At 58.7% G+C, this 26,803-nt stretch carries 20 protein-coding genes and 3 pseudogenes; 9 read left to right on the top strand and 14 right to left on the bottom strand.

All coding sequences use genetic code 11. The features are described from left to right. The coding region (locus AWC12_RS02680; RefSeq protein WP_207576366.1) for a WecB/TagA/CpsF family glycosyltransferase at positions 1 to 543 on the bottom strand (543 nt) is incomplete at its 3' end. Continuing rightward, positions 540 to 1,526 (bottom strand): NAD-dependent epimerase/dehydratase family protein, encoded by a 987-nt coding sequence (locus AWC12_RS02675; protein WP_085172202.1) that lies wholly within the window; start codon positions 1,524 to 1,526, stop codon positions 540 to 542. The genes AWC12_RS02680 and AWC12_RS02675, both read right to left, overlap by 4 nt. 1,053 nt (positions 1,527 to 2,579) lie before the next feature. Here AWC12_RS02675 and AWC12_RS32020 point away from each other — a divergent pair. Continuing rightward, the gene (locus AWC12_RS32020) at positions 2,580 to 3,770 is read left to right on the top strand and encodes a glycosyltransferase family 4 protein (RefSeq protein WP_085172199.1); all 1,191 of its coding nucleotides are present in this window, start codon (positions 2,580 to 2,582) and stop codon (positions 3,768 to 3,770) included. Between the two features lie 30 nt (positions 3,771 to 3,800). Here AWC12_RS32020 and AWC12_RS02665 read toward each other — a convergent pair whose 3' ends face one another. From AWC12_RS02665 to AWC12_RS02655, 3 genes and pseudogenes are all read right to left on the bottom strand, one after another. After that, a complete protein-coding gene (locus tag AWC12_RS02665; protein ID WP_085172197.1) occupies positions 3,801 to 5,009 on the bottom strand; it encodes a DUF1501 domain-containing protein in 1,209 nt (402 codons plus the stop codon). Between the two features lie 10 nt (positions 5,010 to 5,019). Beyond that, complete coding sequence (locus AWC12_RS02660; protein ID WP_085172222.1) at positions 5,020 to 6,330, bottom strand: DUF1800 domain-containing protein; 1,311 nt, start codon at positions 6,328 to 6,330, stop codon at positions 5,020 to 5,022. Positions 6,331 to 6,589: 259 nt separating this feature from the next. Beyond that, positions 6,590 to 6,759 (bottom strand): annotated as a pseudogene (locus AWC12_RS02655) (IS3 family transposase); the annotation flags it as partial. A 75-nt stretch (positions 6,760 to 6,834) separates the two neighbouring features. Here AWC12_RS02655 and AWC12_RS02650 point away from each other — a divergent pair. After that, positions 6,835 to 7,984, top strand: a pseudogene (locus AWC12_RS02650) (IS3 family transposase). Between the two features lie 59 nt (positions 7,985 to 8,043). Here AWC12_RS02650 and AWC12_RS02645 read toward each other — a convergent pair. Then, positions 8,044 to 9,041 (bottom strand): annotated as a pseudogene (locus AWC12_RS02645) (IS3 family transposase); the annotation flags it as partial. A gap of 195 nt (positions 9,042 to 9,236) precedes the next feature. Between AWC12_RS02645 and AWC12_RS30805 the strand changes: the two are divergent. Further along, positions 9,237 to 10,106 (top strand): NHL repeat-containing protein, encoded by an 870-nt coding sequence (locus AWC12_RS30805; protein ID WP_165762761.1) that lies wholly within the window; start codon positions 9,237 to 9,239, stop codon positions 10,104 to 10,106. Between the two features lie 356 nt (positions 10,107 to 10,462). Then, positions 10,463 to 11,848: an O-antigen ligase family protein gene (locus AWC12_RS02630; protein WP_085172190.1), complete on the top strand. Its 1,386-nt coding sequence runs from the start codon at positions 10,463 to 10,465 to the stop codon at positions 11,846 to 11,848. A gap of 133 nt (positions 11,849 to 11,981) precedes the next feature. Here AWC12_RS02630 and AWC12_RS02625 read toward each other — a convergent pair whose 3' ends face one another. The 3 genes from AWC12_RS02625 to AWC12_RS02615 form a co-directional block, all read right to left on the bottom strand. Further along, on the bottom strand, positions 11,982 to 13,289 hold the full coding sequence (locus tag AWC12_RS02625) for an oligosaccharide flippase family protein (protein WP_110808548.1): 1,308 nt from the start codon (positions 13,287 to 13,289) through the stop codon (positions 11,982 to 11,984). A gap of 304 nt (positions 13,290 to 13,593) precedes the next feature. Then, entirely contained in the window at positions 13,594 to 14,355 is a 762-nt protein-coding gene (locus AWC12_RS02620; RefSeq protein ID WP_085172186.1) for an HD domain-containing protein, read from the bottom strand. Between the two features lie 358 nt (positions 14,356 to 14,713). Next, positions 14,714 to 15,478, bottom strand: coding sequence for a class I SAM-dependent methyltransferase (locus AWC12_RS02615; protein WP_085172184.1), 765 nt, complete (start codon positions 15,476 to 15,478; stop codon positions 14,714 to 14,716). A 444-nt stretch (positions 15,479 to 15,922) separates the two neighbouring features. On the opposite strand from AWC12_RS02615, the gene AWC12_RS02610 reads away from it, so the two are divergent. Next, positions 15,923 to 16,825, top strand: coding sequence for a glycosyltransferase family 2 protein (locus AWC12_RS02610; protein WP_085172183.1), 903 nt, complete (start codon positions 15,923 to 15,925; stop codon positions 16,823 to 16,825). Between the two features lie 395 nt (positions 16,826 to 17,220). On the opposite strand, the gene AWC12_RS02605 is transcribed toward AWC12_RS02610, so the two are convergent. From AWC12_RS02605 to AWC12_RS02595, 3 genes are all read right to left on the bottom strand, one after another. Then, on the bottom strand, positions 17,221 to 18,729 hold the full coding sequence (locus AWC12_RS02605; protein ID WP_085172182.1) for a tyrosine-protein kinase domain-containing protein: 1,509 nt from the start codon (positions 18,727 to 18,729) through the stop codon (positions 17,221 to 17,223). Between the two features lie 544 nt (positions 18,730 to 19,273). Next, positions 19,274 to 21,112 carry a DUF4012 domain-containing protein gene (locus AWC12_RS02600; RefSeq protein WP_085172181.1) on the bottom strand — a complete coding sequence of 613 codons (1,839 nt, stop codon included), beginning with the start codon at positions 21,110 to 21,112 and terminating at the stop codon, positions 19,274 to 19,276. An 89-nt stretch (positions 21,113 to 21,201) separates the two neighbouring features. Continuing rightward, positions 21,202 to 21,627: a hypothetical protein gene (locus tag AWC12_RS02595; protein ID WP_085172180.1), complete on the bottom strand. Its 426-nt coding sequence runs from the start codon at positions 21,625 to 21,627 to the stop codon at positions 21,202 to 21,204. A 673-nt stretch (positions 21,628 to 22,300) separates the two neighbouring features. On the opposite strand from AWC12_RS02595, the gene AWC12_RS02590 reads away from it, so the two are divergent. The 4 genes from AWC12_RS02590 to AWC12_RS02575 are packed head-to-tail and all read left to right on the top strand — an operon-like array spanning position 22,301 to position 25,971. After that, positions 22,301 to 23,371 carry an IS110 family RNA-guided transposase gene (locus tag AWC12_RS02590; RefSeq protein ID WP_207576365.1) on the top strand — a complete coding sequence of 357 codons (1,071 nt, stop codon included), beginning with the start codon at positions 22,301 to 22,303 and terminating at the stop codon, positions 23,369 to 23,371. A gap of 14 nt (positions 23,372 to 23,385) precedes the next feature. Continuing rightward, a complete protein-coding gene (locus AWC12_RS02585) occupies positions 23,386 to 25,026 on the top strand; it encodes an acyl-CoA carboxylase subunit beta (protein ID WP_024448502.1) in 1,641 nt (546 codons plus the stop codon). Between the two features lie 28 nt (positions 25,027 to 25,054). Continuing rightward, a complete protein-coding gene (locus AWC12_RS02580) occupies positions 25,055 to 25,336 on the top strand; it encodes an acyl-CoA carboxylase subunit epsilon (RefSeq protein ID WP_024448501.1) in 282 nt (93 codons plus the stop codon). Then, positions 25,333 to 25,971: a Maf family protein gene (locus AWC12_RS02575; protein WP_085172179.1), complete on the top strand. Its 639-nt coding sequence runs from the start codon at positions 25,333 to 25,335 to the stop codon at positions 25,969 to 25,971. The genes AWC12_RS02580 and AWC12_RS02575 overlap by 4 nt, the downstream gene beginning before the upstream one ends. On the opposite strand, the gene AWC12_RS02570 is transcribed toward AWC12_RS02575, so the two are convergent. Continuing rightward, complete coding sequence (locus AWC12_RS02570; protein WP_085172178.1) at positions 25,968 to 26,324, bottom strand: hypothetical protein; 357 nt, start codon at positions 26,322 to 26,324, stop codon at positions 25,968 to 25,970. The two genes, AWC12_RS02575 and AWC12_RS02570, sit on opposite strands and share 4 nt — an antisense overlap. An 82-nt stretch (positions 26,325 to 26,406) precedes the next feature. Then, positions 26,407 to 26,763 (bottom strand): hypothetical protein, encoded by a 357-nt coding sequence (locus tag AWC12_RS02565; RefSeq protein WP_051226891.1) that lies wholly within the window; start codon positions 26,761 to 26,763, stop codon positions 26,407 to 26,409. Positions 26,764 to 26,803 lie beyond the last annotated feature (40 nt).

Here is a 26,803-nt window from a genome sequence, read left to right as displayed (position 1 = left end):
CCATTTCGCAGCAGCCGCCTGATCGGCGCAGAGCGACAGCCTACCTCTGACTGCCGCCAATCTTTGCAACAGAGCCCGATCGGTTATCTCGTTATCCTCCAGAGAAGTCAGTGAGCGGAACGGCGGAGAGTAGACGCCCACCACCTCTAGCGCGGGGAACCGTCTGCGTAATCGACCGGCGAGCAGGTCGGCTACTCCAACGTTGCCGCCGTAGAGGAAGGATTTCCACCCGCGCTCTGCGGCGCGTTCGAGCACATTGAGCATCAGATCAGGCCCGTATACCCGGGACATCCAGTTGGCACCAGCACGGTGCCCCGCCCAGACCATTGGCATTCCATCGGGAGTCGTCAGACCCGATGCGTTATGTATGTCGCGTAGTACTGGGTCTCGTTGAGACTCCATAACGCCGTGCACGCCCGTAACGCACACGTAGTGCTGCTCGCGGTGGTCCAGCCAACGGGTAATTTCATCCACCGCCATTGGCATGTTGATGGCGCTTATCCCCACGCCGAGCACATCAACTCTGCGGATTGTCGAACTCATTTTCGCCCGAGCTTGGCGGCGACCTGATCGTAGACCCAGCGATACGTCAGCTCAAGCCCATCTCGCAACCGGGTCGACGGCTCCCAGCCAAATTCTTTTAGAATTAGCGTGTTATCGCTGTTGCGGCCGCGGACTCCTTTCGGAGCAGACAAGTTATAGTTCCGAACAAGTGTAATTCCGGCGATTTGCTCAGCGGTGTCAACCAGCTCATTAATGGTCACCATCTCTGAGCTCCCTACGTTGAGCGGATCGGCGAAGCCGCTCCGAGCGAGCCTTACACTGCCCTCGACGCAATCGTCCACGTACATGAAACTGCGGGTCTGCTCGCCGTCACCCCAGATCTCAATGTCTTCAGTTCCGGTAAGAACCGCCGTTGCAACTTTCCTACAGATCGCAGCCGGAGCTTTCTCACGCCCGCCGTCCCAAGTCCCATAGGGGCCATAAACGTTGTGGTAGCGCGCAATTCGTGTAGCGATTCCATAGTCTTCGCGGAAGTGCCGGGCCATTCTCTCACTGAAGAGCTTCTCCCACCCATAACCATCCTCCGGCATCGCCGGGTAGGCGTCCTCCTCTTTCAGCGCAGTCACGTCTGATTCAAGCTGCTTGTCGGCCGCGTACACACAGGCCGAGGAAGAGTAGAAGTATCGCTCGACGCCCACTTCCTTTGCGGCGATGAGGACGTGCGTACTCGTCAATACCGACAGCATGCAAGCTGCCTTGTGGTTCTCAATGAAACCCATGCCACCCATATCGGCTGCCAGATTGTAGATCTCAGTAGGGCTGCCGGCTACAACTTCTCTTGCGCTCTCAAGCAGCGAAACGTCTTTTACAACGTTGTCCGCTTGACCGTGGCACTGGTACCACTCGTCCAACGGCTTGCGATCAACAGCACGTACGCTGAGGCCCTCGCTCAACAGCCTCTGAACGAGATGCCCTCCAATGAAGCCGCCGGCTCCGGTAACTACAGCGTCGATTTTTGTCATAACTATGCCTCCCTAATTCCCCCTGTGGCGGCTGTGCACCACACAAACTACATCCATTCGGCGCCCGACGCCGTCCTGACCTCAAGTCGTCAGGCTATCCTCCCGACGCCCTGTTCACTCGTTCAAATATGCGCAACTGCGTACGTTGCACCAACTCTGCGTACGTTGCACCAACTCGCGCTATGCGCGTAGCGGCCGACACGGCGCTGCTCGGTCGCTCACTCTACTTTTACAGGCTCGACCAAGCGCGAAAGCAGTTGACCGAACTGGCTGCGTGCGATGCCCAGAGCGGAAGATCATTGAAGCGTATAGGCTCCAAGCAGACGCTCAGTTCGAGCGTCCGAGCTTATGCTCTCAAGCCCGTCGAATGTCCACTCCTTCTGTTAAGACTGACAGGAAGTTGTAAAGCGGCGTGAGATGCTATCTGGCTAACGCACGGCGCGTTATGGCGAGAACTCCCCCACGATCTCGCACTTACTCAAACGGGAGGATGGACTTGAGCTCCAAACTGGGGCAAATGCATTGCAGCCACCCCATTCAACCGGACAGCGGTCACGTCATCGAAAAGCGTATCGACATGCACTTTTATTGCTCATCAACCACGCGACCTCTGCTTAATGGCGCACACACCCCATGTTCGGCGTCACGCGGGTGTTCGCGAATATGTGACACTGCCGGCGGGCCTCGCGGCCGATACCTGATAGGTGAGTTGCAGGGTGCGCGGATTGAATGTCATCACGTCGCAGCACTGCTCGGTCTGGGACTTTCCGCATACGCATCGAGTCCATCATCTAATTCCCCGTCGATTCAGCAAATGTCAGCAATTAGTGAACAACCTTGCGCGATCAGTTGTCGCCCCGAATTTTGCCCAGGCGCATCTGCCGAGACCTCAATAGCACGCGCTGAGCAGGGGCTCACCGAGCAGTTCACAGTAACTCTGTCGCCTGCACAACCAAATTCATCAGGCGGGACGCTTTCACTCGACGCTTATGTCTATTCAGCGCCCGTCCGCACGCGTTCCCCCGCTCCAATTCCTAGCGGAGCGCTGTTGTAATGCGAGTGCTGTTTCTCCATAATGACTACCTCCAGGCAGGCGGAGAGCGACATTCAGTCGCCGCAGAAGTGTCAGCACTGCGCGCGCATACCGACGTTACGGTGAGCGAACTCGCGGTCGCTAATGAGTCTCTTCAGCACAGCCGTTTAGCTGCCGTAAAGGCTGTGGTATCTTCGCGCGAGGCTTACGAACAGGTATCTGACGCAATTTCTCATTTCGATCCGGATATCGTCCATGTGCAGAATTTATTTCCCAGACTTGGCGCTGGGGCACTCAACGCGCTTAAATCTGCTCGCGTCCCCTACGTGCGTAGTCTGCGAAATTACCGTCTCCGATGTATCGCCGGAAGTTGCTTCTTTAATGGAAGCGATTGCGTCAGATGTTCGGCCGCAGGACGAGGATGGCCCGGTGTTGTCCGTGGTTGCTACCGGGATAGTCGGACGGCGTCCGCGGGCGCGGTCATGTACGCCCTTGGCGAGTCCAGAGCTACAGCCGCGTACCCACCCCAGGCGCTTATCTTGCTAAGCAATACAATGCGAGGCATTTTGCGAGATTTTATCGGGAATACCCCGACTTTCGTCAAACCCAATCCAGTCGACAGGCCACCTTTCGATGTCCCGTTGGGACGAGCCCAACGCAATGTAGACGTTCTGTTCTTGGGAAGACTCTCGGCCGAGAAGCGCGTGGACTTAGTTGCCGCTCTAGCGCGCCAAATGCGCGACAATTCCTTTCGCATCGTCGGGGACGGCCCTCTAAGGGAAATGGTCAGAGAGGCTTCCTCAAGATTGCCGAATTTGTCCTACGTACCCGGAGTCAACCACTCGGAAGCTCTCCGCCAACTTTCTCGTGCACGCGTAGTAATCGTTCCGTCCTCCTGGGAAGAACCGTTTGGCCGGGTAGCGGCGGAGGCGCTCGCCGTCGGTACGCCCGCTGTCGTCGCGGATCGCGGAGGGCTTCCCGATATTGTGCGAGGCGTAGATCAGTCGTTGATTGTGCAGGGCGACACCGAGGAGGCATGGCGCGGTCATGTCAAGGCAGTACTGCGCGCTGACGACTCAGCGTACGGCGGCATGGTGCACGCATCGCTTCGGCAGTGGAAAGAGGCTTACTCTCCTTTTGAGAACGCTAAAGCATTACAGAGGATCTATGAAGCTGCGTTAAGCTTCTCGAAGCTTCGCGCAGACGATTAAGGGTCGCGTTCGTAACGGAACGCCCGTACGTCACGTTCTGAACAATCCCATATCGTTGCCTCCGCCCGGCAAAACAGGTCCTGGGTCCGTGCGTAGACCATGGACTAGTACCTCGTGGTACACGTCACGGAAGTCGGTGGTCACCTTTAAGTCGTCCTTCACAAGTTCCGTGAGGATAGGGTCATCACCGTAAAACCCACCCCGCACACGATCGCCGAAGACAAAAACTGGGCCTGCAGTTCCGTGATCGGTGCCATCCGCCGAGTTCGCCGGGACACGCCGCCCAAATTCTGAGTACGCCATCACTACGATGTCGCTGGCGCGCTTGCCTCCGGCCACTGTCTTCATAAATCGCGTGACGGCCTCGTCAAGGGTCATCAATAGCTTTTTCTGGGTTCCGCGCTCGTCGGCATGAGTATCAAAACCTCCGAGGGAAACGCTGTAAACTCGCGTCGGCACATCAGCGGCTATACATGCGGCTACCACATCGAGTTGCGATTTCAAACTACCGTCGTCGACTGCAATTCGAGGATTGCCGTCTTCGCCATATAGTGATGTCAGCTCTTCTTGCGCGCGGATGGCAACGCCGTAAGAGTCGGACACCAGTGACATTGCGTGACTGTCCCCAGGAAAGGGTTCCGACAGCGCAGTCATCAAGTCGATCGTGGCTGGCGAAGGCATTGCTTCTCCGCTGAACGCTGCTGCGCTGCATTTTTCGCCAATTACGAGCCGCGGCAGCGTGGGACCTACGTGCAAAGCTTGGAGCGGGTCAGCCCCGTTTGCGTCCAACCACCGCCCAATCCAGCCGGTCTTGACCGAGCTGTCGACTGTCCCGGACTGCCAGATATCCATCGAGCGGAAATGGCTGTGATCAGGGTTGGGATAGCCAACGCCACGCACGATAGCAAGAGATCCGTCGCGGAACATACTCGCCATCCCCGCCATGCCTGGGTTCAAACCGTACTGACCGTCGAGTTTTAGTACTTTTTCAGCGTCGTAAGCGAGTTCGGGCCGTGCATCGTAATAAGCACTGTCTGTGTACGGGATTACCGTGTTTAGCCCATCATTTCCGCCATAAAGAGTGATCAGGACGAGGATTCCAGAGTTATCCGGCAGGGGGCTGTCGTTTGCCGCTAGAAGGGCATCAACCCATGTAAGAACTGGCGCCGAAGCGAAGGCGCCGGCCACACCTACGCCTGCGCAGCTGGTTAGGAACGTTCGTCGGGTTACTGCGGCCATGCTCGACTCCTTAAGAAGTCAGGTATTCCGGTGTATTAACTGCTGCCACTACCAAAGAAGCAGGCCTATTTCGAACTGGCATCAATGCCTTGACCGTGCGCTCCGACCAAGCGCCGACGCCGATCATGTAGCCGACCGCATCAATGCGGTCTTTTGGGGGCGAATCAACAACGACGTCAATGTCGGCGTGTTCCACAAGTGCTCCAGCGATTTGCAGACGAATAGAAGCAGCGGGCGCCGAAAGCCACGCTTGTCCTTGCGGCCATCCGCCTACACCAGGCGGGTAGAAAGGCAATTGCCCAAGCCGTTTTAGTGCATCCACGACCACTTGAACTTCGATGGGGTCGATTTGAAGCGTCCGAACAAAGCCAATAAGCCATTCTACTGGTCCGGTGACAACGGATGCAGGGCTGCCCAAGAAATCTTGATCGGTTAGGACTGCGTTCGTGAGGGAACGCAGATCCCGGCTTGGACCGTACGCGGCGACGAGCCTGTCGACAGTTTCTTCAGATGGCCGTTGGTCCGATGCCAAGTGTTGCCATAAGCGCCCTGCTACATAGCGGGCAGAGGATGGCTCTGCCAGGACAATGTCACATAGGTCACCCGCGCGCAACCTTGCTGTGGTGTTGAGAACGGTCTTAACAGAGTCGTCGTGACGCTTTCCGACCAACTCTGCGCTTCTGGCCTTCTTCTCGACAACCCACCCCGTCAATGCACGCGCCGCCTCGCGTACATCATGTTCCGAGTACCCGTTCCCATGTCCGAGCGCAAAGAGTTCCATAAACTCTCGCGCAAGATTCTCATTGACTGCCCCGACCATGTTCTCCTTGCCATCGAGCCAAGTGATCATCGCTGGATCGATTAGCATTTCGAAGGCGAGCGTTCGGAAGTCACCTAAACAGTAGCGCCGCAGTTTCTCGTTTTGCGCCAGCATGAGGGGTGCACTGCTAACCTTTGTAGCTGACGTCGCAAAATGGTTGTGCCACAAGAATGTTAACTTTTCACGAACCGGCATTTGGGCTGCCACCATGCGACGCAACCACCATTGGGCCAGATCTCGGTTTTGCGCAGCCTTCCTCTCAAAGTATCGCTCATAAGACTCCGCGGTGACGTCGTCCGGCCGCTTCGACACCTTTAAGTCTGGGGGCGGGGTTTCCAGCACGCCAGGATCATTTTGAAAGTCCGCATTTAGCATGTCGCGCACGTAGATTTCCGGCGATCCCGCTGCGACGGCTGAATCGACGTCTGCACCTTTGGCTCCAAAGCCACTTCGGCGTAGCACCCGAGCCGCGACTATCCACTCCGGTGATTGCGTCGTCACGTGCTTCCCCCTTTCCCTCAAATTCACAGCAATGGAGCCCCGAATGGTTCTCCCGTGGACTTGCCACTGACATCCTGTCGCTACCACCGCATTGAAGCAGCCCCGGGCATCAAATGTATCCGACTGTCTTGTCCTTGCGCGATCGCGACGTTCCGCCAAGAAAAGGAAAAAGGCCACAGTGCCTAGCCGACCGCCCCTTAGTGAAGGTACCTGGTCCTCGGGGACTGCCCCGGGTTCGGTTGACTCGCGGGTGTGAATTTCAGGCCGCGGTGGCGACCGGTGTGTGGAGCAGTTCGAACTCTATCGGGGTGAGCCTGCCGAGTGCGCGTTGGCGGCGGCGGCGGTGGTAGGTGGCTCGATCCAGGTCACGATGGCCAGGCGTAGTTCGGCTCGGGTCGACCAGCGTCGGCGGTCCAGGACGTTGTGGCGTGTTCCCCGTGATTGAGACCGGGAGGTTTTAGAGTCCTGTGGCCCGATGTCGGGCCGGAAGGGACGATGAAACACATGGCTGGTCGGAAGCGGAATTCCGCGGAGGACATCGTGCGCAAATTGCGCCGTGCGGATGAGCTGGCTGCCGAGGGCAAAACTGGCGAGGAGATCGCCGCCGAACTGCAGGTCTCGCCGGCGACGTTGTACAACTGGCGCCGGGCTTATGGCGGGATGGACACCGACGCTGCCAAGGAGCTCAAGGAGCTGCGCGAGCAGAACGCCCGCCTGAAGCGGCTGCTGGCCGATGCCGAGCTCGAGAAGGACGCGCTGCGGGAGGTCGCGAAGGGAAAATTCTGAGCCCAGCTGCTAAGCGCCGCGCCGTGCCGTGGACATGCTCAAAGCGACGTTGAGCATGTCGGAACGGTTGGCGTGCAAAGCCGTTGGGCTGGCCCGCTCTACCTATCGCCGCCTGCCTTTGGCGCAGACCCCTGACGATCCGGACGCCGAGATGAGGGCCTGGCTGCGCGCCTACGCCACCAAACACCCCTGCCACGGGTTCCGGCGTGCCTGGGCGGCGTTGCGCTTCGACGAGCGCCGTGAGGTCAACAAGAAGAAGATCCACCGTCTATGGCGCGAGGAAGGCCTGCAGGTGCGGGCGCCAAGCCCGCGCAAGCGGGCTGGCATCTCCTCGGTCCCGCCGGTCGTCGCCGATGCGCCGAAGGTGGTGTGGGCGATCGACTTCCAGTTCGACTCCACCGTCGATGGGAACGCCATCAAGATTGCCTCGATGGTCGACGAACACACCCGCGAGTCGCTGATGAATCTGGTCGAGCGCTCGATCACCGGCGAGCGTCTGGTCGAGGAGCTGAAGAAGGTGTTCGCCGCTCATGGTGGGCCGCCCGAGGTGCTGCGGCTCGACGATGGCCCGGAGATGGTTTCTCAAGCGCTGCAACGGTTCTGCGAGAACAAGACCGGGATGGTGTACATCCCGCCGGGCTGCCCGTGGGACAACGGCTACATCGAATCGTTAAACAACCGACTGCGCAAGGAGTGCCTCAACCGCAACTACTGGAACACCCTGTTCGAGGCCCGCGTGGTCATCGGCGACTTCAAGCACGAGCACAACCACCGACACCGCCACTCGGCCCTGGGCTACCGCACACCGGCCGAGTACGCTGCGGCTTGCAGGTGCGCCCATACCCCGGTGGCCTGCAGCATCAACTGAGAATGGATCAAACCAACCCGACTCTAGAACCGGGTGGACTCAGTAACGGGGACTCGCCAGTTGCGTTGCAGCAAGGCGAAGAACGACTCCATGGCGACGCTGTCTCCGCACGCGCCGACGCGGCCCATCGATCCGTGTAACCCGTTGTGCGACAGTGCCTGGACGAACTTTCGCGATCGAAATTGACTGCCCCTGTCGGAGTGGACGATCGTCGCGACCGGTGAGCGCAAGGCCACGGCATGGTCCAGGGCGGCCACGGCCAACGTGGACTTCATTCGGGAGTCGATCGAGTAGCCCACGATCCGGTTGGAGTAGACGTCTTTGATCGCGCAGAGGTAGAGCTTGCCTTCGTCGGTGCGGTGCTCGGTAATGTTGGCCAGCCAGACCTGGTTGGCGGCCTGAGCGCTGAACTGCCGGTCGACAAGATCGTCGTGCACCGGTGGCCCTGATCGACGATGCAGCCCACGCTTCTTGGCGAAGATCGACCAGATCCGCTCCTGCGAGCACAGCCGTGCGACGCGGTTCTCCCCGGCGGTGATCCCGCGCCCGGGCAGTTCGTCGGCAATGAACCGGTAGCCGAAGGCGGGGTCATCGGCGTGGATGTCGCGGGCGGCGTTGATCAGGTGGGCATCGTCCCAATCCCGCTGCGACAGGGGTGCTTTGCGCCACTTGTAGAACGCCTGGGTGGAGAATCCCAGGACCCGGCAGGTCACCGTGACGGGCACTCCGTCAGCGGCAAGGTCAAGGACCAGCGGGTACATCATTTTGGGTTGGCATCCCGCGACAGATAGCCGACCGCGCGGCGCATCACCTCAGCCTCCTGCTCGAGGAGCTTGATCCGCTTGTGTGCTTCGCGCAGCTGCGCGGCCATGTCCTCAGCATCGGCCGCTGAGGCGGGCTTACCGCGACCATCCTCACGATCGGCGATCTTGAGCCAGCGGTGCAGGCAGGCCTCCGAGATGCCGAAGTCTTTCGCGATCTGGCGCAGCGGCGCCTCGCCCTTGCGGGCCACCGCGATGACGTCGGCACGGAACTCGGCGGCAAACGGTGTCGGCACGAGGTTGATCCTTCCAGCAAGGACGAATCCTCACAGGTCAGGAGTCAACCAAACTGGGGGCAGACCCGTCGTCCCATCCTCCTCGCGCGCGACAACAGGCAGCTTCTAGCCAAAAGAGTAGACTTCACACTTCCGAGCCGCTTATCGACGCGGCAATGTTTTAACAAGGCGAGGGGGAGGCCGTTGCGTGCAGTAGTGTCGTGGGAAGAGCCAAATCGAGCGGATACGCCGCCGCTCCACATCGCTTCCCGTGGTGATCGCTATTCGTCCCTCACGGGCGTCTGGTGGCTGGATGATCGTCAATATGTAGTTAATCATCGAAGCGGTTTGCGCCTAGCAGTCTTCAATCTCGACGCTGGCGACAAGCCAGTCCATAAAGCCGCAATACCGCATCTGACTGACGACGTAGCTGCCAAGAAGTTGGATGAAAACCGCTGGCTAGTCGCAGTGAGTGGCTGCTGGGCCTCGGCCTACAGCCTTTTCGAACTTAGTCCGAGCGGCTTTACGCTGTTGAAGACCGTCCAAGAATCGCGACTCGCGCCTTTCATGCGAGGTCCGCTACGTCGCGGCAAGACCTTCTGCCACGGTGTGGCGTACGGGCCTACGGGAAACCTCGTAATTACCTACCATACTGGGCTTAGCCCTCGAATTGTATCGGTTTCCAATGATGAGACTTGGCGCCTCCCTTCTCCGTGGGGCGCGCGAGATGCTTGCTTTGACAAAGACGGCTCATTATACGCGGTTGCTAACACAGCGAACCCAAGCCCCTCCGCCTATGAACAAACTAGCGCAGCAATCTGGAAACTTGAAGATGGCGAATTTCGGATGATCGTGGAGTCGCCTGGGGCGCATTTCGACGCTGCCGCAATTTACGATGGCAAATTATATGCCAACAATCAACACGATGATAATGTATCAGTTTTCGACCTCGCGGCCGAGACGGAGCTTGACCCTATTGTGGATGATGCATTTAGCTTTCCCCACGGCGTCGACGTTTCGCCCAACGGAATCCTGGCGGTTACCAACTATGGCACCAGCACGGTAGTACTTCGTGACCTCCCCTAAGCGGACAGCGCCAAAGTTGTCACCGCGATCGTCGTATTCGCTTACTCGACAAACCCGTGACAGCCACGGGGACTCCGCCCCACAATGGCTCTGTTCTAGCCTAGTATCCAGGCGTCTCCTAGCTGCGGCCATCAGATTGTTCGCGCGTAATGCGATTCGAACTGGAGACATAGGAGCTGTTATAAGGTACGAGCAGCGCGCTCAAATCGGTCAAACATGAGGCGCCAAGCATCTTAGCCAGGCCTTCGCGTGGTCTCTCGGTAACTTAGGTGCGAATTCACTACAGGAGATCAGAGTACTTACTACAGGAGATCAGCAAATTTGACGGCGGCTGGAAGCACGGATAGGAGAAAGGCATGACGCTGAGTAGTCGTAACGACCGGCGCGATCATGCCTCGCTGTTTGGAACGGCGGCGGTGGCGTGGATGCTCGCAGCAAGTAAGTGGGGCTCACATATTCCGATCGGCCCGTTCTTCGTGGCGGACGCACTGATCGGATTCGCCGCCGCGTATGCGTTGGCGTCCTACTCACTCAAACCCGCACGTCAGCTTCGTCCATCAAGCGAATTGACGCCGAGACCCCACTGGGCCTTAGTTCTCCTTCTCGGGTGGGCCATACTCCGGTTGGCATTCTCCGAGATTGACTTTGGTATGACCGCACTCCGAGATTTCGCGCCATACGCCTACGTATTAGTAGGTGTTATTTCTGGCGTCGCAGCATACTTCTCGACGGCGCGTTCACGTGCCCGAACATGCCAGGTTCTCTGGTGGGCGCTTATATTCCACCTCGCTTGGGTAGCTCTTGTACGTCTACTACCATCGGTCCGCGGAATGATGCCGGCAGTACCGGGCGAGCAGATGCAGATGTTCCAGTCTCGCGGGGACATCGACATGGCAATACTCGGAGTTACTGCCGCAGTCGCACTCTATCGATGGCTCGATCGGCGTGGCGCATACTATCTCTTTATTGGTTGTATCGCCATAGCAGTCGCATTGCTTATTCCATCCCGTGCTGGTTTAATAGGCGCGATTCTTCCAGTCGCTTTTGTCCTGGTACTGTCACTCGGCAATAAGCGCCATTTTGGCCGTAGCGTGCTCATAGGGACTGCAATTCCACTCGTTGCGATCGCAGCGCTATTTGCTTTGGCGCAGACACCGGCAGTAAACCGTGTACTAGCAACGTTCGATCCGACCGTTGCCACGGATGAGCGCGCATCAGCGCAAGGCACGACGGAGGCTCGCGAACAGGCGTGGCAAGTACTGATCAATTACACCATGGGCGACGACGTCCGCGCGATCGCTGGCGTTGGGTTCGGTCCGGACGTCATGCTCGATTCAGACGCTGCGTACGCTCTGCTCGGTGCAGAGGGGGTAGATGACGGTGTACGTAGTCCACATAACTACTGGATCGGGACGCTAGCGCGGATGGGTATTATCGGCGCCGCGCTCGCCATTACTGTAGCCTTGGCAACTTGTGCACGAATTGTCCGCATTCGACAATACCTCGGGCTTAGCGAACTCCACTTGATCGCAGCGGCAATCGTCCTCGCCTTCCTACCGACGGCAACGTTCGGGGTAACTCTCGAGTCGCCGTTCGGCGCTATCCCCTATTATTGGGCAGCTGGAATTATCCTCGGAGTCAGGGTTCGGTCGCAGTCGGTAGAAGCACCTAAACCAGACCTTGCCCGCGCTGGCAATCCATCACTTGCTCTGCCAGCAGGGGGCGCCGCTTGGCGTCAATGATGCGATCAAGGTGGTAAGGGACAGCCAATATTTGTTGGCGACTCAGCCAACCCCCGAGAACGATTACCGTGAGGCAAGCGATGTATAGTTCGGGTAAATATCGAAAACCTCGGCCCCACAACAAGATTTCAAATCATTTTGGTTGCGCGCCCTTACCTCGCAACGAAAAAATCAGCGCGTAGGCGCGCACTCCGACAAGCTTGAAATCACGTTGTCGGGGGACCAGCAAATCCCGAAGTGGAACTTTGAAGGACAGCCAGTAGCGAACCAAATATCCCGCAAATAGCAAATATTGGCCGAAGACCAGAGCTAGCGCACCACCGCTAATTCCCAGACTCGGGACCAGGGCAAAAGCCAGCACCGTATTCACAATGAGGCTGGCGACTATAATTGGGGTTCCAAAATATGGGTTGCCGCGTCCGGCCTGCGTCGAATACAACACACGGCTGGCAGCAGTCGGGCCAAGGCTTATCGCCATGAGCTGCAGAGCATGTGCTCCCGCCGCGTACTGGGACCCAACTAGCAGGACTATTACCAAAGGCGCACTTGCGGCAACTACCACACCTAGAGCTAGGAAAATCCAGAAAATCCAGCATGCGATACGTGCATTACGATTGAGCAGCGGAGACGTCTTGTCCTGCCGAGCCGCATCTGAAAATAAGACCAATCCTGCGGCAGTCGCCAGCTCTACGACTATTTCGTAAACGCGAATAGCTGCGAAGAACTGGCCGGCCGCCGCTGCCCCCATTTCGTGCTCGATCACAAACATCGATAACCGCGCACACAAGTTAATCAGGACGAAGTTTGCGCCGTTAACTATCCCGTAGCGAAGCGTGCTTCCGAATTTCCGGAAGTCTACAGAGGGACGTCCCGCTCCTCTAAGAGCAAGGAACAGGCCGACCATCGCCGAGACCGCGATTCCGCCGTTGAACGCCCAAAGTGCAGATTGCAGGCTGACAGCCGCGAACACTGTTAGAGCGACGACGATTGCCATGAGGACGAGTCGATTCAATGTTTCGGTCAGTGCATAGGCACTGATATCCCCGCGACCTAGAAAAATGCCTTGAGTGAAAGAGATGAGCAGCAGCCCGGCGACGCCAATGAAGATGATCGCGCCTGACTCAAATGCAGAAAGCCCCGGCAACTGCCGCCCATACGTAAGGTATGCACCCGCCGCCGAGAGGCCCGAAAGCGGAAGCCATATTACGAGAGCAATGCCTGCGGCCTCACTGGCAGTCCGTTGCTTCTGCCCGATTTCGTAGCCAAAAGCCTGCCTTAAACCGAGCATACCTATGAGACTCGCTATGCCAATTGCCGTAGTCGCTATTCCGAACCATCCAAACTCAGCCGGAGACAACATCCGCGCGAGGATGAGAAAAGCGACAAACTGAGCGATGCGTAAGATCCCTCGCCCGAATAGGACGGTAACGATTTGCCGCAAGATAATACTCAGTGCGCCAGCTCCCTTCTCTCTAGCCCACCTATACGTTTAGCCCGAGCACGCCAAATCTTTGTCTCTGCGCGGTCCAGTCCCTTGCCCGCCAGTTCCGATCCGGCCAAGCACTCTTGATAGATGAAGACTGAGTGGCTCTGATCATCAACGTAATTTGGCCAAGACCCTTGTCCACCTGAACCAATTCATAAGGAGGTCAACCGCCGATGCAAAGAAGACGCGCGCAGCACCACAGATCCACCCCTGTATGTATTCACGATGGTGTCAGTCGCGATTGCTCTTTGAGAGCATTTTAACGCCGGATTCGTTTAAAGATGGCTTGGACGGTACCAATAGCACCCTTATCGCGAATCCGTTGAAGGTATGAACCGGAGGAGAACATCGCAACCGTGTTCTCATTAAGCCTTGGCCAAACTGGCGCCACTAGCTCAGCTGACAGGCTGTTTCGAGTGTCTTCGATGCGATCCGCAAGGAAAGGAACATCGAGCTTTGTGGCCAGAGCCGCCAGGTTGGAAGCCGTGTCGAGTATGTACTGCCGTCGAAACGCAGCGCTCTTGTAGAGTCCAGGTTCGTCAATTAATCCGTAATGAGCGGTTGCATCGTCCATATAGTCTTCTATTTCGTTCGCGAGCCGCACCTTCAAGGCCTCGCGCTCGGCGTCGGTGAGTCGGTCTAGTTTTGCCATCAGATGCTCTATCTGATCGTTGGTGAAAGTCCAGCGCAGTGCACAATACGCGTCCACCAAGTCGGCGACATCAAGCCCGACCGACTTCGCGACTATCGGTTTCCACCGTCGAAGCCCGTACTCTCCGCCACCTGGCGGAGCATGTAGAAGGGCCGCGGCCATGGTTTCCGCACTGCAACCGGCGTGCAGAAGCAAGCTCGATGTTCCTACGACGTGGGCGATCAACGGCTTCCCTGTGGCACGGATCTTCCCGGCATAAGCACGGGCTGCGGTATTGTAAGCTCGGCCGACCATCCGGATATCGTCGTCCGAGGAGCCCGCCTTGTTCAATTGGGTCAGTAATTGGAGGTTCGTCTGCGCAACGCGCATCTTCTACCCTTTCAGATTCGGAATTCTGGCCCAAATGATACTTCACTGCGCAGGACCCCGCTTATTGCGGCTTCTTGTGGCGCAAACGGAAATTATGTGAGTACAACGTTCATCACAGCACGATAAACTTGACCTTGCCCTTCGGCCTCCATTCAGCGTCGCACCGGAAATCACCCACCCCTCACCTGGGTAGACAGCACGGCACAGATCGAGAGAAACCGAGCCTTGACCCGCGGTACCCGCCGCTACTACTCGGACGACATTCACCTGCCATCAGACGGCACCACGCCCGTATAGTGAGTCGGCGGTTGGGCAATCACTACCCGCGCAAGTGGCTGGTTGTAGCGCGCAGTCCCAGCTACGCGGTTGCCTCCATGTACAACGTGTTGGGTTTGTACTCGCCGCCTACGTCATCCAGTTCGAGCCGATAATCGGCCCAGTGCGCAATGCCGCTTTCGCCGAATGACCACCTGCGAATATCCACAAATCCGGCCCGTGCTAGTAGGTCCGCCAGATTCTTGTGGTCGTACATCCACTGATGAGTTTCGCCCCGTTTTCTCGCATCTCCCAGAAAGAGGTTCTCGAGGAGCCGACGTGGACCTCGCTGGTTGCTTGTGCCAAAGGCTTCACGCCTCACCGACTGTTCAAGCACTGCCGCAACATAGTCGTCGTGGTCGCGCGACGATCCGCCTCCTTCCAAGCTCTTCAAATAGCTGCGTATTGCGTATTCGAAGTCGGGCACCGCAATTCGTTGTATTCCACCGGGTACTAAAACACGACGAACTTCTTGCATAAATGATAACGCCACATCACGGTCGAGGTGTTCGAGCATATGCGAATGGTAAACAGCTTGCACGCTATTGTCTGCAGCAGGTATACCCTTGGATAGGTCACAGACCACAACGCTCGCAGCTGCAATTTTCTCGAATTTCTTTACGCGGCTTGCACCGACTACGAACGGCGACGAGTAGAGTGATCGCAGTAGGGGAGATGAGACTATCCTCGCGAAAATACCCCAATCGACATTATAGACTCCGGCGGCATCAGTGGTCTGGTAGCCGCAGCCAAGGTTTAACAGAGTCGCACCTGAAAGATCAAGCACCAAAGCTATACCCCCCCGCATATATATTTCACGTAAGCGACCCGACCTATTCGAGCCTCGTAACAGCTCTTGACCGGTGCTGGAGCGCTCACCATCTCCATGGCGGCCACTCAACCGGCCGGCCCTTCTCCTCTGCGCCGTCCGGTTGATGGGAGCAAAGCCGTCCGGTTGGTTGGAGCAAAAATCGAAGCTTGCCAACAATGGACTTATACTTCGACCCGACACCGGTGAAGCTCACTATTGCACAGTGCTGCACGGCACTCAACTCATACACGGCGGTTCAAGAACATTACCGGGTCGTATGCGCTCGGTCAGCGGCCACCGCTCACGCTCGATGCCGCGCTGCCTAAGCACGCCCACCGGGCCAACTGCATTCTCGCCCAAACAAATGTCGGCACCAAGCTCTAGCGTTACTCGCGATGGTCTAGCTCGGGCAACAATCATCGCGTATCATTCCGCAGCTATATGACCTGCCAACCGAAGTACCTTGTTGCGGTGGCCACGTACCGACGACCGGACGGCCTCAAACGATTGTTAGACAGCCTTGCACTGTCGGTTGACCGACAAAACGCCGACGTAATCGTCATCGATAATGACGCCGCGGCTAGCGCTAGAAGCATCGCGACTGAACACCCCCTACTCCCTCACTACGAAGTCGAGCCCGATCCTGGGATCGCCAGCGCCCGAAATCGAGCCTTGGACTCCTTCAATAGTGATTACTCCGCGGTTATATTTGTCGATGACGATGAATGGGTGGATCCCGATTGGTACCGGATGATTACCAGCTATGCAGAGCGCACAGGCGCTGAGGTTGTACAGGGATCCGTTGTAACGATTCTGCATAAGGACGTTCCGCACTGGATTAGCAATGGCCAGTTTTTCCAGCGACCGATACAAGCTTCGGGCACGCAACTCGCCTCCGCTGCAACGAATAACGTTCTGTTGACGCGGAGAGCGTGGCAGCTCGCAGGGTGTCCTCGCTTCGACAAGGCGTTTTCCACATCGGGCGGTTCAGATTTTGATCTTTTTTGGGGCCTCCATAAATCTGGTGCGGAGATACTCTATTGCGCAGAAGCGACTGTTTATGAAGATGTTTCGCCGTCACGTTTATCTTGGAGATGGCTTCGACGAAGGTACACTCGGAACGGTATGGCAATTTTCCGATCACACCGCAAACATGGAGAATCAATGGGCCGGCTCATGACATATCGGTTCGGCGTACTAATTGTCGGCGCAATTCAGTTCCTAATTGATATCCTTGTCGGAAGAGGCCCCCGCGCCAAGCCGGTCGAGCGTGTTTTTAAGTCGGTGGGCGTCTTCGCGAGCGCTATTGGTTATGAAATTCATGAATACAGTCGATCGCCGTAGCTGGATATCGCGCGGTCGGCTACCTTCGGGCATAGTCCAAGTCACCACAAGAATCAGTTTAGCTTCTTCCCTACTGATTCAGTCTCGCGCTGTGGTTGCCGACATACATTCGGCGTTAATTGATCTCCGAGCGCCACAACGTTTACGCCTGGGGATGACTGCGCAAATGGCGGATTTGCTCGACCGACGATCGATGGTCGCGCAATTAATCTGACTAGGCGCAGGCAGGCGATATGGCCCTTCGGTGCCCATTTTTTCGAGCGGATTTGAACGCGGTCTAAAGATGGCCACATCCCGCCGTGATTGCGGTTACCGAGTGAGAACAACACGAGGCGGCCCCAGATTGTCCCGATTCTAGATCAAAGCAACAGCCAGGCGTCGCGAGCTACTCCCCACTAGTCCAGTCGCCTTGTCTTTCCCGAAGCTTGTGCTATCTCTGACGGAGGTTCCTGTAGATTCGCATCATCCTGCTCAACTCTGGAACTAATTCTGGTGTCACCTGATGAACGCGATGGCCGGGACGGCGTGTGCGTATCAGTGTGTTTAGCACTGTCGGACCCGTAATAGGCGTACTTATAGGTATAACCGGCATTGCCACGAGTAGGCACCATCGTAAATACCGCACCTAACAGCGGCGCCCCGACACTCTCAAGAGTGCCAACAGCATGGACAAGTTGGTCGCGCTTTGTCTGACCGAATCGGCACATGATTAAGACGCCATCTGAACCGGCCGCCAAGATTGCGGCGTCCGTCACGGCCAGCAAAGGCGTCGAATCGACAACCACGTAGTCAAACTCTGCGCGGAGTTCACCGAGGAGTTTCCGCGCCGACTGCGACCCCAGCAGCTCACTAGGATTGGGAGGGATTGCGCCCGAGGTCAGCACGGTAAGACCCGGAAATCTCGTCTTCTGTAAGGCCTCGGGCAAAGTTGCCGCACCACTAAGCACCGAACTAAAACCAACAGCACCGACCAGGTCGAGATTCTTCGCCAATGTTGGCCGACGCATGTCCCCGTCGACGAGTACAACATTGTGCTCGGCTTCCGCGAGTGCTAAAGCGATATTTACCGCAGTCGTAGACTTTCCTTCGCTGGGCAGTGAACTCGTGACAACAAGAACACGCGGGGGGTTATCCACTGCAAGGAATTGCAAATTAGTGCGAATCTTCCGAAAAGCTTCGGCGATTGCGGAATTATCTGAATCAAAGGAAATCGCAGTCTGCTTCCGACGTTCCTTATCCAGAGGTACACTGCCGACTAGGCCGGAGCCAGTTAGTCGTTCAAAGTCTTCACGGCTTTTAATAGTATTGTCAAGCATTTCTCGCAATACCGCCAGGCCGATACCCAACAGCACCCCCAGCGCAAGACCAATGAGAACGTTGCGTCCAGTTTCGGGGACAACTGGCGATTGCGGAACTGAAGCTCGTTGTTCGACCACGACCCGAGCTTCAGGTCTGACGCCACCCGCCGGCATTTCCAGCTCTGCGACCATTGCGACGAACTCGTCTGATAATGTATTTGCAATATCCCGCGCTCGTACTGCAGAAGCGTCAAGCACGCGAACCTCAATTAGCACGGTGTTGAGCTTTGCACTCGCGGTGACCTTTTCTTGGAGTTGTCCCGCGCTTATATCTAGGCCGAGCTTATCGATTGTGCGTTGAGCAAGGGTTTCACCCATAAGAAGTTGCACATAGGACGCGACCCTTTCCTGTGAAAAGCGATTCCCCTGGTACACCTCCGCGACGGACGAACCCGTAGTCGTTGAAACAAAGAGCCTCGATTTGGCCTGGTAGAGAGGCGTCGTCAGCAAAGAGACCACCACCGCGGCGAAGACTGCGATAACTACCGTGACACATATGGTCAGCCACCGCGCGCGAAATACCTTTATGAAATCCTGGAGATTCAACTAAACCACCCCTCCGATACTGAAACCCCGGGAACTGCAATGAATCCAACACTGAAAGTGCAGCCAAAAGCGCAACGATGATTCTGCACCAATTGCCGTCTATTCGCTGAACCACTGGACTCGAACGCTTGCGTAGTGGCTCGACTAGCAGCGGGCTCATGGGAGCGAGGTCGCCCATTGAAATCGGTCCGGACGGGGTCGCTCTCACGTAGCCCCAGCCGCGCCGAGTGGAGCAATCGCCCGTACCTGACGTTGATCACCTCGCCAACACGCAGAAGTCCTGACGTCCGCTTTCGTTCGACTGAGCGATGGCGGACCAGGCGTTGGCCGGGAATCGTCTGCTCCGTTAGGCGTCCGCAGCGCCGCTTCTCAGAACAGAGTCCCGATTCTGACCACCCGGGCGGGCGAGTATGAAACCAGTGCCTCCGAGGCGTGGCGGAAAAAGATTGGCGATTATCAACCACATCCACCAACCGCCCGCACACGAAGCTAGTGGCAGTTGCCACGATTCTGTGCGAGGCGGCTTGAAAGGGCACTTGTGGCACTAGCGAATACACTCGGGCACCAAGACCTCAGGCACAACTGTGTCGATAAGAGGCTGAGCGGGCGCTTGCGGCCTACCCGCCACGCTTGGCTCCGACAGCTGAAAAGTAATGTCCGCCGTCTGCCCGGCCGTCATGATGACCTGCACCTCGAACACCGGATGGCCTCGTTCGCTGTAATGGATCGCTGGCACGCGTTCTCCATTAAGGATCACGCCGGACAATTCTGATCCAGTGGTTGCAAAGAGCCGCACCGACGTAACACTCGATCCGTCCGGGAGCGTTAGACCCAGCTCAGGGGACAAACCCGAAGCGCCTGCGACGTATTCAGGCAATGGCTCATCGGGTACCGCATTCGTCAGCTTCACTGTGACCGTCGACGCGCGAGTCGGACCTCGACATTCGTCCGCCGCGTACTCGATCTGGGTTCTTAAATAGTAGTCAAGCTTATTGCCACCGAGGTTATTCAGGACCACTGCCGCGTACGGCGCCTCGTCGTCAGGCAGTACGTGCGCCAGTGCTGTTTGCTCTAGGAGTGTCTGCACTTCCGGCTCGGCACTCCAGACCGCGATACGGCGTTCGCTGACCGCCTTGCCTAGCGCGTCCAGGAGTCGCCGCGGGGAATCGACCCGTCCCGTCATTTTCTTGACGACCGAGTTTGCGATGTCCTGCAAGTACTGCTTCCGTGCAACCTGATCGGTCGGGAATCGTATGTAAGCCGTCGATTCGGTCAGTTCGACAACATTGTCTTTCGTGACAACTTCACCGTCAGGCATAGTTACCGAGCCGACGGCCCCGAGAATATAGCTCAGCGCGACGGGATCGATGGCGATCACGCCGTCAACGTTCATACCAGTCCGTTCGAGCCACATTCCTTGCCAAATCTGGGCGGCGTAGGGGAAATGCGGACTGATATTGCTGTTGCGAAAATCGAAAAAGGGATTCTGAAAGCCGTACTGCTGGTCATATTCGGCTCCCAGGTCGACGGGTGCAACCGCACCGGTGAGATCGGTGTTCGGAGCCAGCGTGTCGACCGTCGGCACGCCGTTATCGAACCTGAGGATGCCATAGCCACCGAGCAACCCACCGGTACCTCGGACTTCGGCGTTTGTTTGAAAGCCCATGAAATAGGTCCGCGGGCCGTCGACACCCATCATCGACGGAGCCAGTTGCGCAGCCAACGCAACGTTCTCGATCAGCGACGAAACTTCAGAGATCTGGCTTTGGAGTTCTGACCGTGCATCGCTCATCAGCGACAGGTAACGAGGGTCCGTAATCGCTGCCGCCTCGGCGTTGAGCCGCGTCGCGCTCGTAGCCAGTTCACGCAAATCGGGTTCTTGGCTGCGGAGGAGCTCGACGTCCACCCGCCCATCGCGATACAGCCGATCCGGCGCGATCGTCAGCCCAACATCAGCCGCAGGCCTCAACACATCCGAGGCGAGCCTTAGGACAACGTCCGTGACCTGCTGGCCAGTCTTCAGCGGACTACCGAGCCAGGGCACCGCGGAGACGATGTTCCACGCGAGAGAATGAGTGGCGTCACGTGCGGACTGGGCGCTGGACAGAGCTTCGTCAGCAGCCTTCGAGGCGCTTGCCGTATCACCTTCCAGCAGTGCATCTTTGGCCGTTTGAGCGCTACTACGGGCCTGCTCAAGATTGGACTTCGCCTGAACAGCCCCAATGGCTGCCCAGCACGCCAGCCCGACGATAACGAACGCTAACAGCGCAGAGGCAAGGAGGAGGCCACGCCGTCCTGGGCTTTCGTCGTGCTTCGTTTCAGAGTCGTCACCGTCATCGGCGTTTGCATTCTGATCAGATTGGCGTCGTGAAAAAAACCGCACTCAGCAATTCCTGTGAACGATTAAAGCCTGCACGCCGGACGACGTGCAGGCTTCCATACTTAGCATTTATAGGGAGTGTCCCGACGAGGTTAGACGCACGCGCCCCGCGTCACGCCACCGTAGGATCCGGCGACGATCGAGTACGAAGTGCCGCCGAAGCATGCGGATATCTCCACCTCACCGTAGGTGGCTAGCCGCTCGTTGAGGCGCTCGATCCTTGCCTCCCAGAACGGAGCGAAGATTGAGTCCGGATTGGCCTCCAGCAGCGATTCGTAGTTCAAAATTGTGAGGCGCGTGAAGTAAGTCGACGTCCTCGTGACGATGCCCGTGAATTGCACAACGAACACGCCGACCAATCCCTGCGGCTGCGCTGCGATATCCCCCATGACCTGAACCGGTGCGGCCGGAAGCTGCACGGCGGGAGCAGCGTTCGCAGCGACCGGAACCAAGGCAGTCCCCGCGGCGACCGCCGCAGCTGCGGCCGTCACCTGAAACTTGGTTGCGATGGCATTCATTATTTATTCCCCCCAAAAGGTTCGAGTCCCTTGTGTGTTGCTGGAAGCATCCCAGACACCGCCCCCCCTGTCAACCGGAATGAAAGAACTGCCCGGATTCTCGCCGCAATCTTGAAAAATGCCCCTGACCTGCATCGCGGCCTCTCGAGCAACTCTGCGGAAGCGCTTCGACATGCCGCCGTAACGGCCGACGCACATAGATGTCATTAATCGCTAGAACCCGTTTTATTTGTTTGCAGCGCGGATCCTTCGCCCCAGCGGATGGACTTATCAGTTTCAAGAACGGGCGGTGCTGATCTAGCAACGCCAGAGCCAGCTCATTGCCGCCGATGAGCTGTAAGGCGGGTGGGCCGCGCGACTATCCGCGAAGTCGTGACACGCAACGCCAGCCATCCGTCCAGAAACTCTAAGGGACTAATAAGACCCACTCGCGACACTCCTGCAGCGCGCCGTTAGCATCAGGGGTCAGTGTCAGGGTGAGGTCACCGCTTCTTGCGGTGGTTGGGATCCTTTACATCTGGTGTCTGGCTCATAGCATCGGCGCCGCCTCCGGGTTGGCAACCATGGGTTTTGTCGGCACCAGGTGTGAAGGACCGGCCGGCGTGACTTGATAGGAGCGTGGCATCGCCCCCACTGAGATGTGTCCGCCGACCGGCCCAACCGTCACCTCACAGTGAAGGAGGCAACCACCATGGTTGTTGTTGGAGCCGACGTGCACAAGCGCACTTACACCTTCGTTGCCGTCGACGAAGTCGGACGCAAGCTCGGCGAGAAGGTCGTGCCGGCCACCACGGCAGGACACCATGACGCAGTGGTGTGGGTGCGCACCCAGTTCGGCAGCGACGTGCGGTGGGGCATCGAGGACTGCCGTCACCTGTCGGCCCGGCTACAGCGCGACCTGCTCACCTGCGGGCAACAGGTGGTACGAGTCCCGCCTAAGTTGATGGCCCAGACCCGAGCCTGCGCACGCACCCGGGGCAAGTCTGATCCCATCGATGCGTTGGCCGTGGCGCGGGCGGTCCTGCGCGAACCCGACCTTTCGGTCGCCTCCCACGACGAGGTCTCCCGGGAGTTGAAGCTGCTGGTGGATCGCCGTGAAGACCTTGTCGGACAGCGCACTTCGACGATCAATCGTCTACTGTGGCGAGTTCATGAGCTCGACCCCGCGCACGCGCCCAAAGCCGGCTCCCTCGACCGTGCCAAGCATCGTCAGTTGCTCGGGGCATGGTTGGCCACCCAGCCTGGCCTGGTCGCCGAACTAGCCCGTGACGAGCTGGCCGACATCACCCGCCTCACCGAACAGATCAACGCCCTCGCCGCACGTATCGGCGATCGCGTACGCCTAGCCGCCCCGGCACTGTTGTCGATGCCCGGCTGCGGGGAACTGACCGCGGCCAAGATTGTCGGCGAGACCGCCGGAATCACCCGGTTCAAAAGCGAGGCCGCTTTCGCTCGCCACAGCGGGGTGGCACCAATCCCGGTCTGGTCGGGCAACACTCGCGGACGGGTCCGCATGACCCGCTCCGGCAACCGCCAACTTAACGCCGCGCTGCACCGCATCGCGGTCACCCAGATCCGTCTCGATGGCCTCGGGCGGACCTACTATCGACACCGCCTCGCCGAAGGAGACTCCACCACCGAAGCCCTACGCTGCCTCAAACGACGCCTGGCCCGCGTCGTATTCGGACATCTGCACACCGACCACCAAAACCGTCAACCCGCTTGCCAAACAGCAGCGGCTTGACATAGGAGAAACTCATGACCAGCGTGACTGAATCTTCTTCGACGCCAGCTGACTCCCACGAGATCGACATTCACACCACCGCCGGGAAATTGGCCGACTTGCGCAAGCGCGCTGAGGAGGCCCTGCACCCCGTCGGTGAGACCGCGATTGAGAAGGTCCACGCCAAAGGCAAGCTGACCGCGCGCGAACGGATTCTCGCGCTGCTGGACGAAGGGTCTTTCGTCGAGCTCGACGCGTTGGCCAAGCACCGCTCGAAGAACTTCGGGCTGGAGAAGAACCGCCCGACCGGTGATGGCGTGGTCACCGGCTACGGCACCATCGACGGCCGCGACGTCTGCATCTTCAGCCAGGACGCCACCGTGTTCGGCGGCAGCCTCGGCGAGGTCTACGGCGAGAAGATCGTCAAGGTCCAGGAGTTGGCCATCAAGACCGGCCGCCCGCTGATCGGGATCAACGACGGCGCCGGCGCGCGCATCCAGGAGGGTGTGGTCTCCCTCGGCCTCTACAGCCGCATCTTCCACAACAACATCAAGGCCTCCGGCGTCATCCCGCAGATCTCACTGATCATGGGCGCCGCCGCCGGCGGACACGTCTACTCCCCCGCCCTCACCGACTTCGTCATCATGGTCGACCAGACCAGCCAGATGTTCATCACCGGTCCCGACGTCATCAAGACCGTCACCGGCGAAGACGTCACGATGGAGGAACTCGGCGGCGCGCACACCCACATGGCCAAGTCGGGCACCGTGCACTACGTCGCGTCCGGCGAACAGGACGCCCTGGACTACGTCCGCGATCTGCTGTCCTACCTTCCCCCGAACAACTACGCCGAGCCGCCGCGCTACCCGGCCCCGCACTCGGACGCCCCCATCGAAGACAGCCTCACCGACGAGGACCTCGAGCTCGATACGCTGATTCCGGATTCTCCGAACCAGCCCTACGACATGCACGAGGTCATCACCCGGATCCTCGATGACGACGAATTCCTCGAAGTCCAAGCCGGATACGCGGGCAACATCGTCGTCGGCTTCGGCCGCGTCGACGGCCGCCCCGTGGGCATCGTCGCCAATCAGCCCACCCAGTTCGCCGGCTGTCTCGACATCAACGCCTCCGAAAAGGCTGCCCGCTTCATCCGCACGTGCGACTGCTTCAACATCCCGATCGTGCTGCTGGTCGACGTCCCCGGCTTCCTACCCGGCACCGACCAGGAATACAACGGCATCATCCGCCGCGGCGCCAAACTGCTCTACGCCTACGGCGAGGCCACCGTCGCCAAAGTCACCGTCATCACCCGCAAGTCCTACGGCGGCGCGTACTGCGTCATGGGTTCCAAGGACATGGGCGCCGACGTGGTCGTCGCCTGGCCGACCGCGCAGATCGCTGTCATGGGCGCCTCCGGCGCGGTGGGCTTCGTCTACCGCCAGCAGCTCAAGCAAGCTGCAGCAGACGGCCAGGATGTCGACGCGCTTCGCCTGCAGCTGCAGCAGGAGTACGAGGACACCCTCGTCAACCCCTACATCGCCGCCGAACGCGGCTATGTCGACGCCGTCATCCCGCCCTCGCACACCCGCGGCTACGTCGCCACCGCGCTGAAACTGTTGGAACGCAAGGTCGTTCAGACCCCACCGAAGAAGCACGGCAACATCCCGCTCTGATCGTGTTCTCAGACAAGGAGTTTCAGCTTTGAATCACGACGCCGACATCGTCGAGGTGTCCGACCCGCGGGACATGACCATCGACGACCCGCCCGCCGCCGACCCGCACTTCCACATCGTCAAAGGCGATCCCTCTCTCGAAGAGCTCGCCGCGCTGGTGACCGTACTCGCCGGCGCCGGCGGCGGCGCGGCCGGCGACCCGGGCCCGCAGGAACTCAACATGTGGGGCCACCCCGTCGACAAACTGCGCTACGACGTCACCAGCTGGCAGCGCGTCACCCTGCTTGAACGCATGCACATGCGGAAGTGACCACCCGAGTCGTTCTCGCCTCGGCATCCCAAGGTCGACTCCGCGTCCTGCGCCAAGCCGGCATCGAACCAGTGGTCATCGTCTCCGACGTGGACGAAGACGCACTCATCGCGTCCCTGGATCCGGACCTGCCTCCGGAGTCGGTAGTGGCCAAGCTGGCCAACGCCAAGGCCCTTAGCGTCGCGGCCGCGCTGCCCGACGAGCTGATCTCCGACTGTCTGGTGATTGGCTGCGACTCCATGCTGTATCTCGACGGCGCACTGCGCGGAAAGCCTGGATCGGCGGAGGTGGCTCTGCAGCAATGGGAATCGATGGCAGGCGCCACCGGGCATCTACTGACAGGACATGCGCTGCTAAGGCTGACTGCCGGCGTCATAACCCACACAGAGGGCGACACCGGCAGTACCACGGTGCATTTCGGAGAGCCATCGGTCGTCGACGTGAGCCGCTATGTCGACAGCGGTGAGCCCATCAACGTCGCAGGTGCCTTCACGTTGGACGGACTCGGCGGATGGTTCATCGAGCGCATCGAGGGCGACCCATCGAACGTCATCGGGTTGAGCTTGCCGCTAATTCGCAGGCTGGTGCGGCGCACCGGCCTGTCGATCTCCGATCTCTGGGCCGGGCCTGATTAGCAGCCGGCCGAACGGCGACTCAGCGCAAGGGTGACCGTCTGCGGCTTCGCAGGATTGACCTTCACGGTCGATTCCGCGGACGGAGACTGACCGCACACGACCCAATTCGTGTAGTTGTAGACGACCTGATTCATGTCGCGGTCGTAGATGTTCCATTTAATGTTGTCTTCTCCGGCAGCGCCGATGACGCTGTCGACCGCATTTTGAAGAACTTCGTTACGCAGAGCCGGCATTTCCCACGTCTCGGCGTCCTGCGCAGCCGCAACCGGGGCGGTCATGCCCAACGCCATCCCGCACGATGCCATTGCAACGGCGACGACGCGCCCCTGCTTCGCCAACCCCTTGAGCTCCATGCCGGAAACCCTAATAGGGGCTGCCTCTTTCCTGCCAGTTGTTCGATAACAATTTGCTCACGGCGGCTGGTGAGCTGGCGGTTTACGCGCCGCAGTGCTCCGCACCGGGTCGCTCCAACAGCAGGGTCACAGACTTCGTCTTCGGTGTGAGCGCAGTGCCCGCTTTCGGCGATTCGCCGCAGACAACCCAGTCCTCGAGGTTGTACACCGGCGCATGATTGGGCGCCTGAGTCTTGAACGTCAGCGGCATCTGTTCGACCACGTCTTCGACGTCGGCCTCCGCCCGGAACAGGATCTCGTCTTTCAGGTCCGGCATCACCCACATTGCGTTGGGCTCCTTGTACTGAATCAAGCCGTCATCAGCGTGGGCACCCGCCGGTCCCGTCCCTGCGATGGCTCCTCCGACAACCACACCCGTGGCCGTTGCTATCAAGATCATTTTCTTCACTGTTATGTCCTTGCGTCCGTGTGGAATTGGC

It is taken from the genome of Mycolicibacterium iranicum (assembly GCF_002101705.1).
Taxonomy (GTDB): Bacteria; Actinomycetota; Actinomycetes; order Mycobacteriales; family Mycobacteriaceae; genus Mycobacterium; species Mycobacterium iranicum.
The sequence above is the reverse complement of the archived record's forward strand: the minus strand, read 5'-3'. Positions and strand labels throughout refer to the sequence as shown.

Excerpts from the sequence above, each read along its gene's own strand:
- AWC12_RS02570 (WP_085172178.1), bottom strand. The coding sequence starts at position 26,324 with ATGGAGCTCAAGGGGTTGGCGAAGCAGGGGCGCGTCGTCGCCGTTGCA.
- AWC12_RS02585 (WP_024448502.1), top strand. The coding sequence starts at position 23,386 with ATGACCAGCGTGACTGAATCTTCTTCGACGCCAGCTGACTCCCACGAG.
- AWC12_RS02565 (WP_051226891.1), bottom strand. The coding sequence starts at position 26,763 with ATGATCTTGATAGCAACGGCCACGGGTGTGGTTGTCGGAGGAGCCATC.
- AWC12_RS02595 (WP_085172180.1), bottom strand. The coding sequence starts at position 21,627 with ATGAATGCCATCGCAACCAAGTTTCAGGTGACGGCCGCAGCTGCGGCG.
- AWC12_RS02620 (WP_085172186.1), bottom strand. The coding sequence starts at position 14,355 with ATGCGCGTTGCGCAGACGAACCTCCAATTACTGACCCAATTGAACAAG.
- AWC12_RS02675 (WP_085172202.1), bottom strand. The coding sequence starts at position 1,526 with ATGACAAAAATCGACGCTGTAGTTACCGGAGCCGGCGGCTTCATTGGA.
- AWC12_RS02630 (WP_085172190.1), top strand. The coding sequence starts at position 10,463 with ATGACGCTGAGTAGTCGTAACGACCGGCGCGATCATGCCTCGCTGTTT.
- AWC12_RS32020 (WP_085172199.1), top strand. The coding sequence starts at position 2,580 with ATGCGAGTGCTGTTTCTCCATAATGACTACCTCCAGGCAGGCGGAGAG.
- AWC12_RS02665 (WP_085172197.1), bottom strand. The coding sequence starts at position 5,009 with ATGGCCGCAGTAACCCGACGAACGTTCCTAACCAGCTGCGCAGGCGTA.
- AWC12_RS02615 (WP_085172184.1), bottom strand. The coding sequence starts at position 15,478 with ATGCGGGGGGGTATAGCTTTGGTGCTTGATCTTTCAGGTGCGACTCTG.
- AWC12_RS02610 (WP_085172183.1), top strand. The coding sequence starts at position 15,923 with ATGACCTGCCAACCGAAGTACCTTGTTGCGGTGGCCACGTACCGACGA.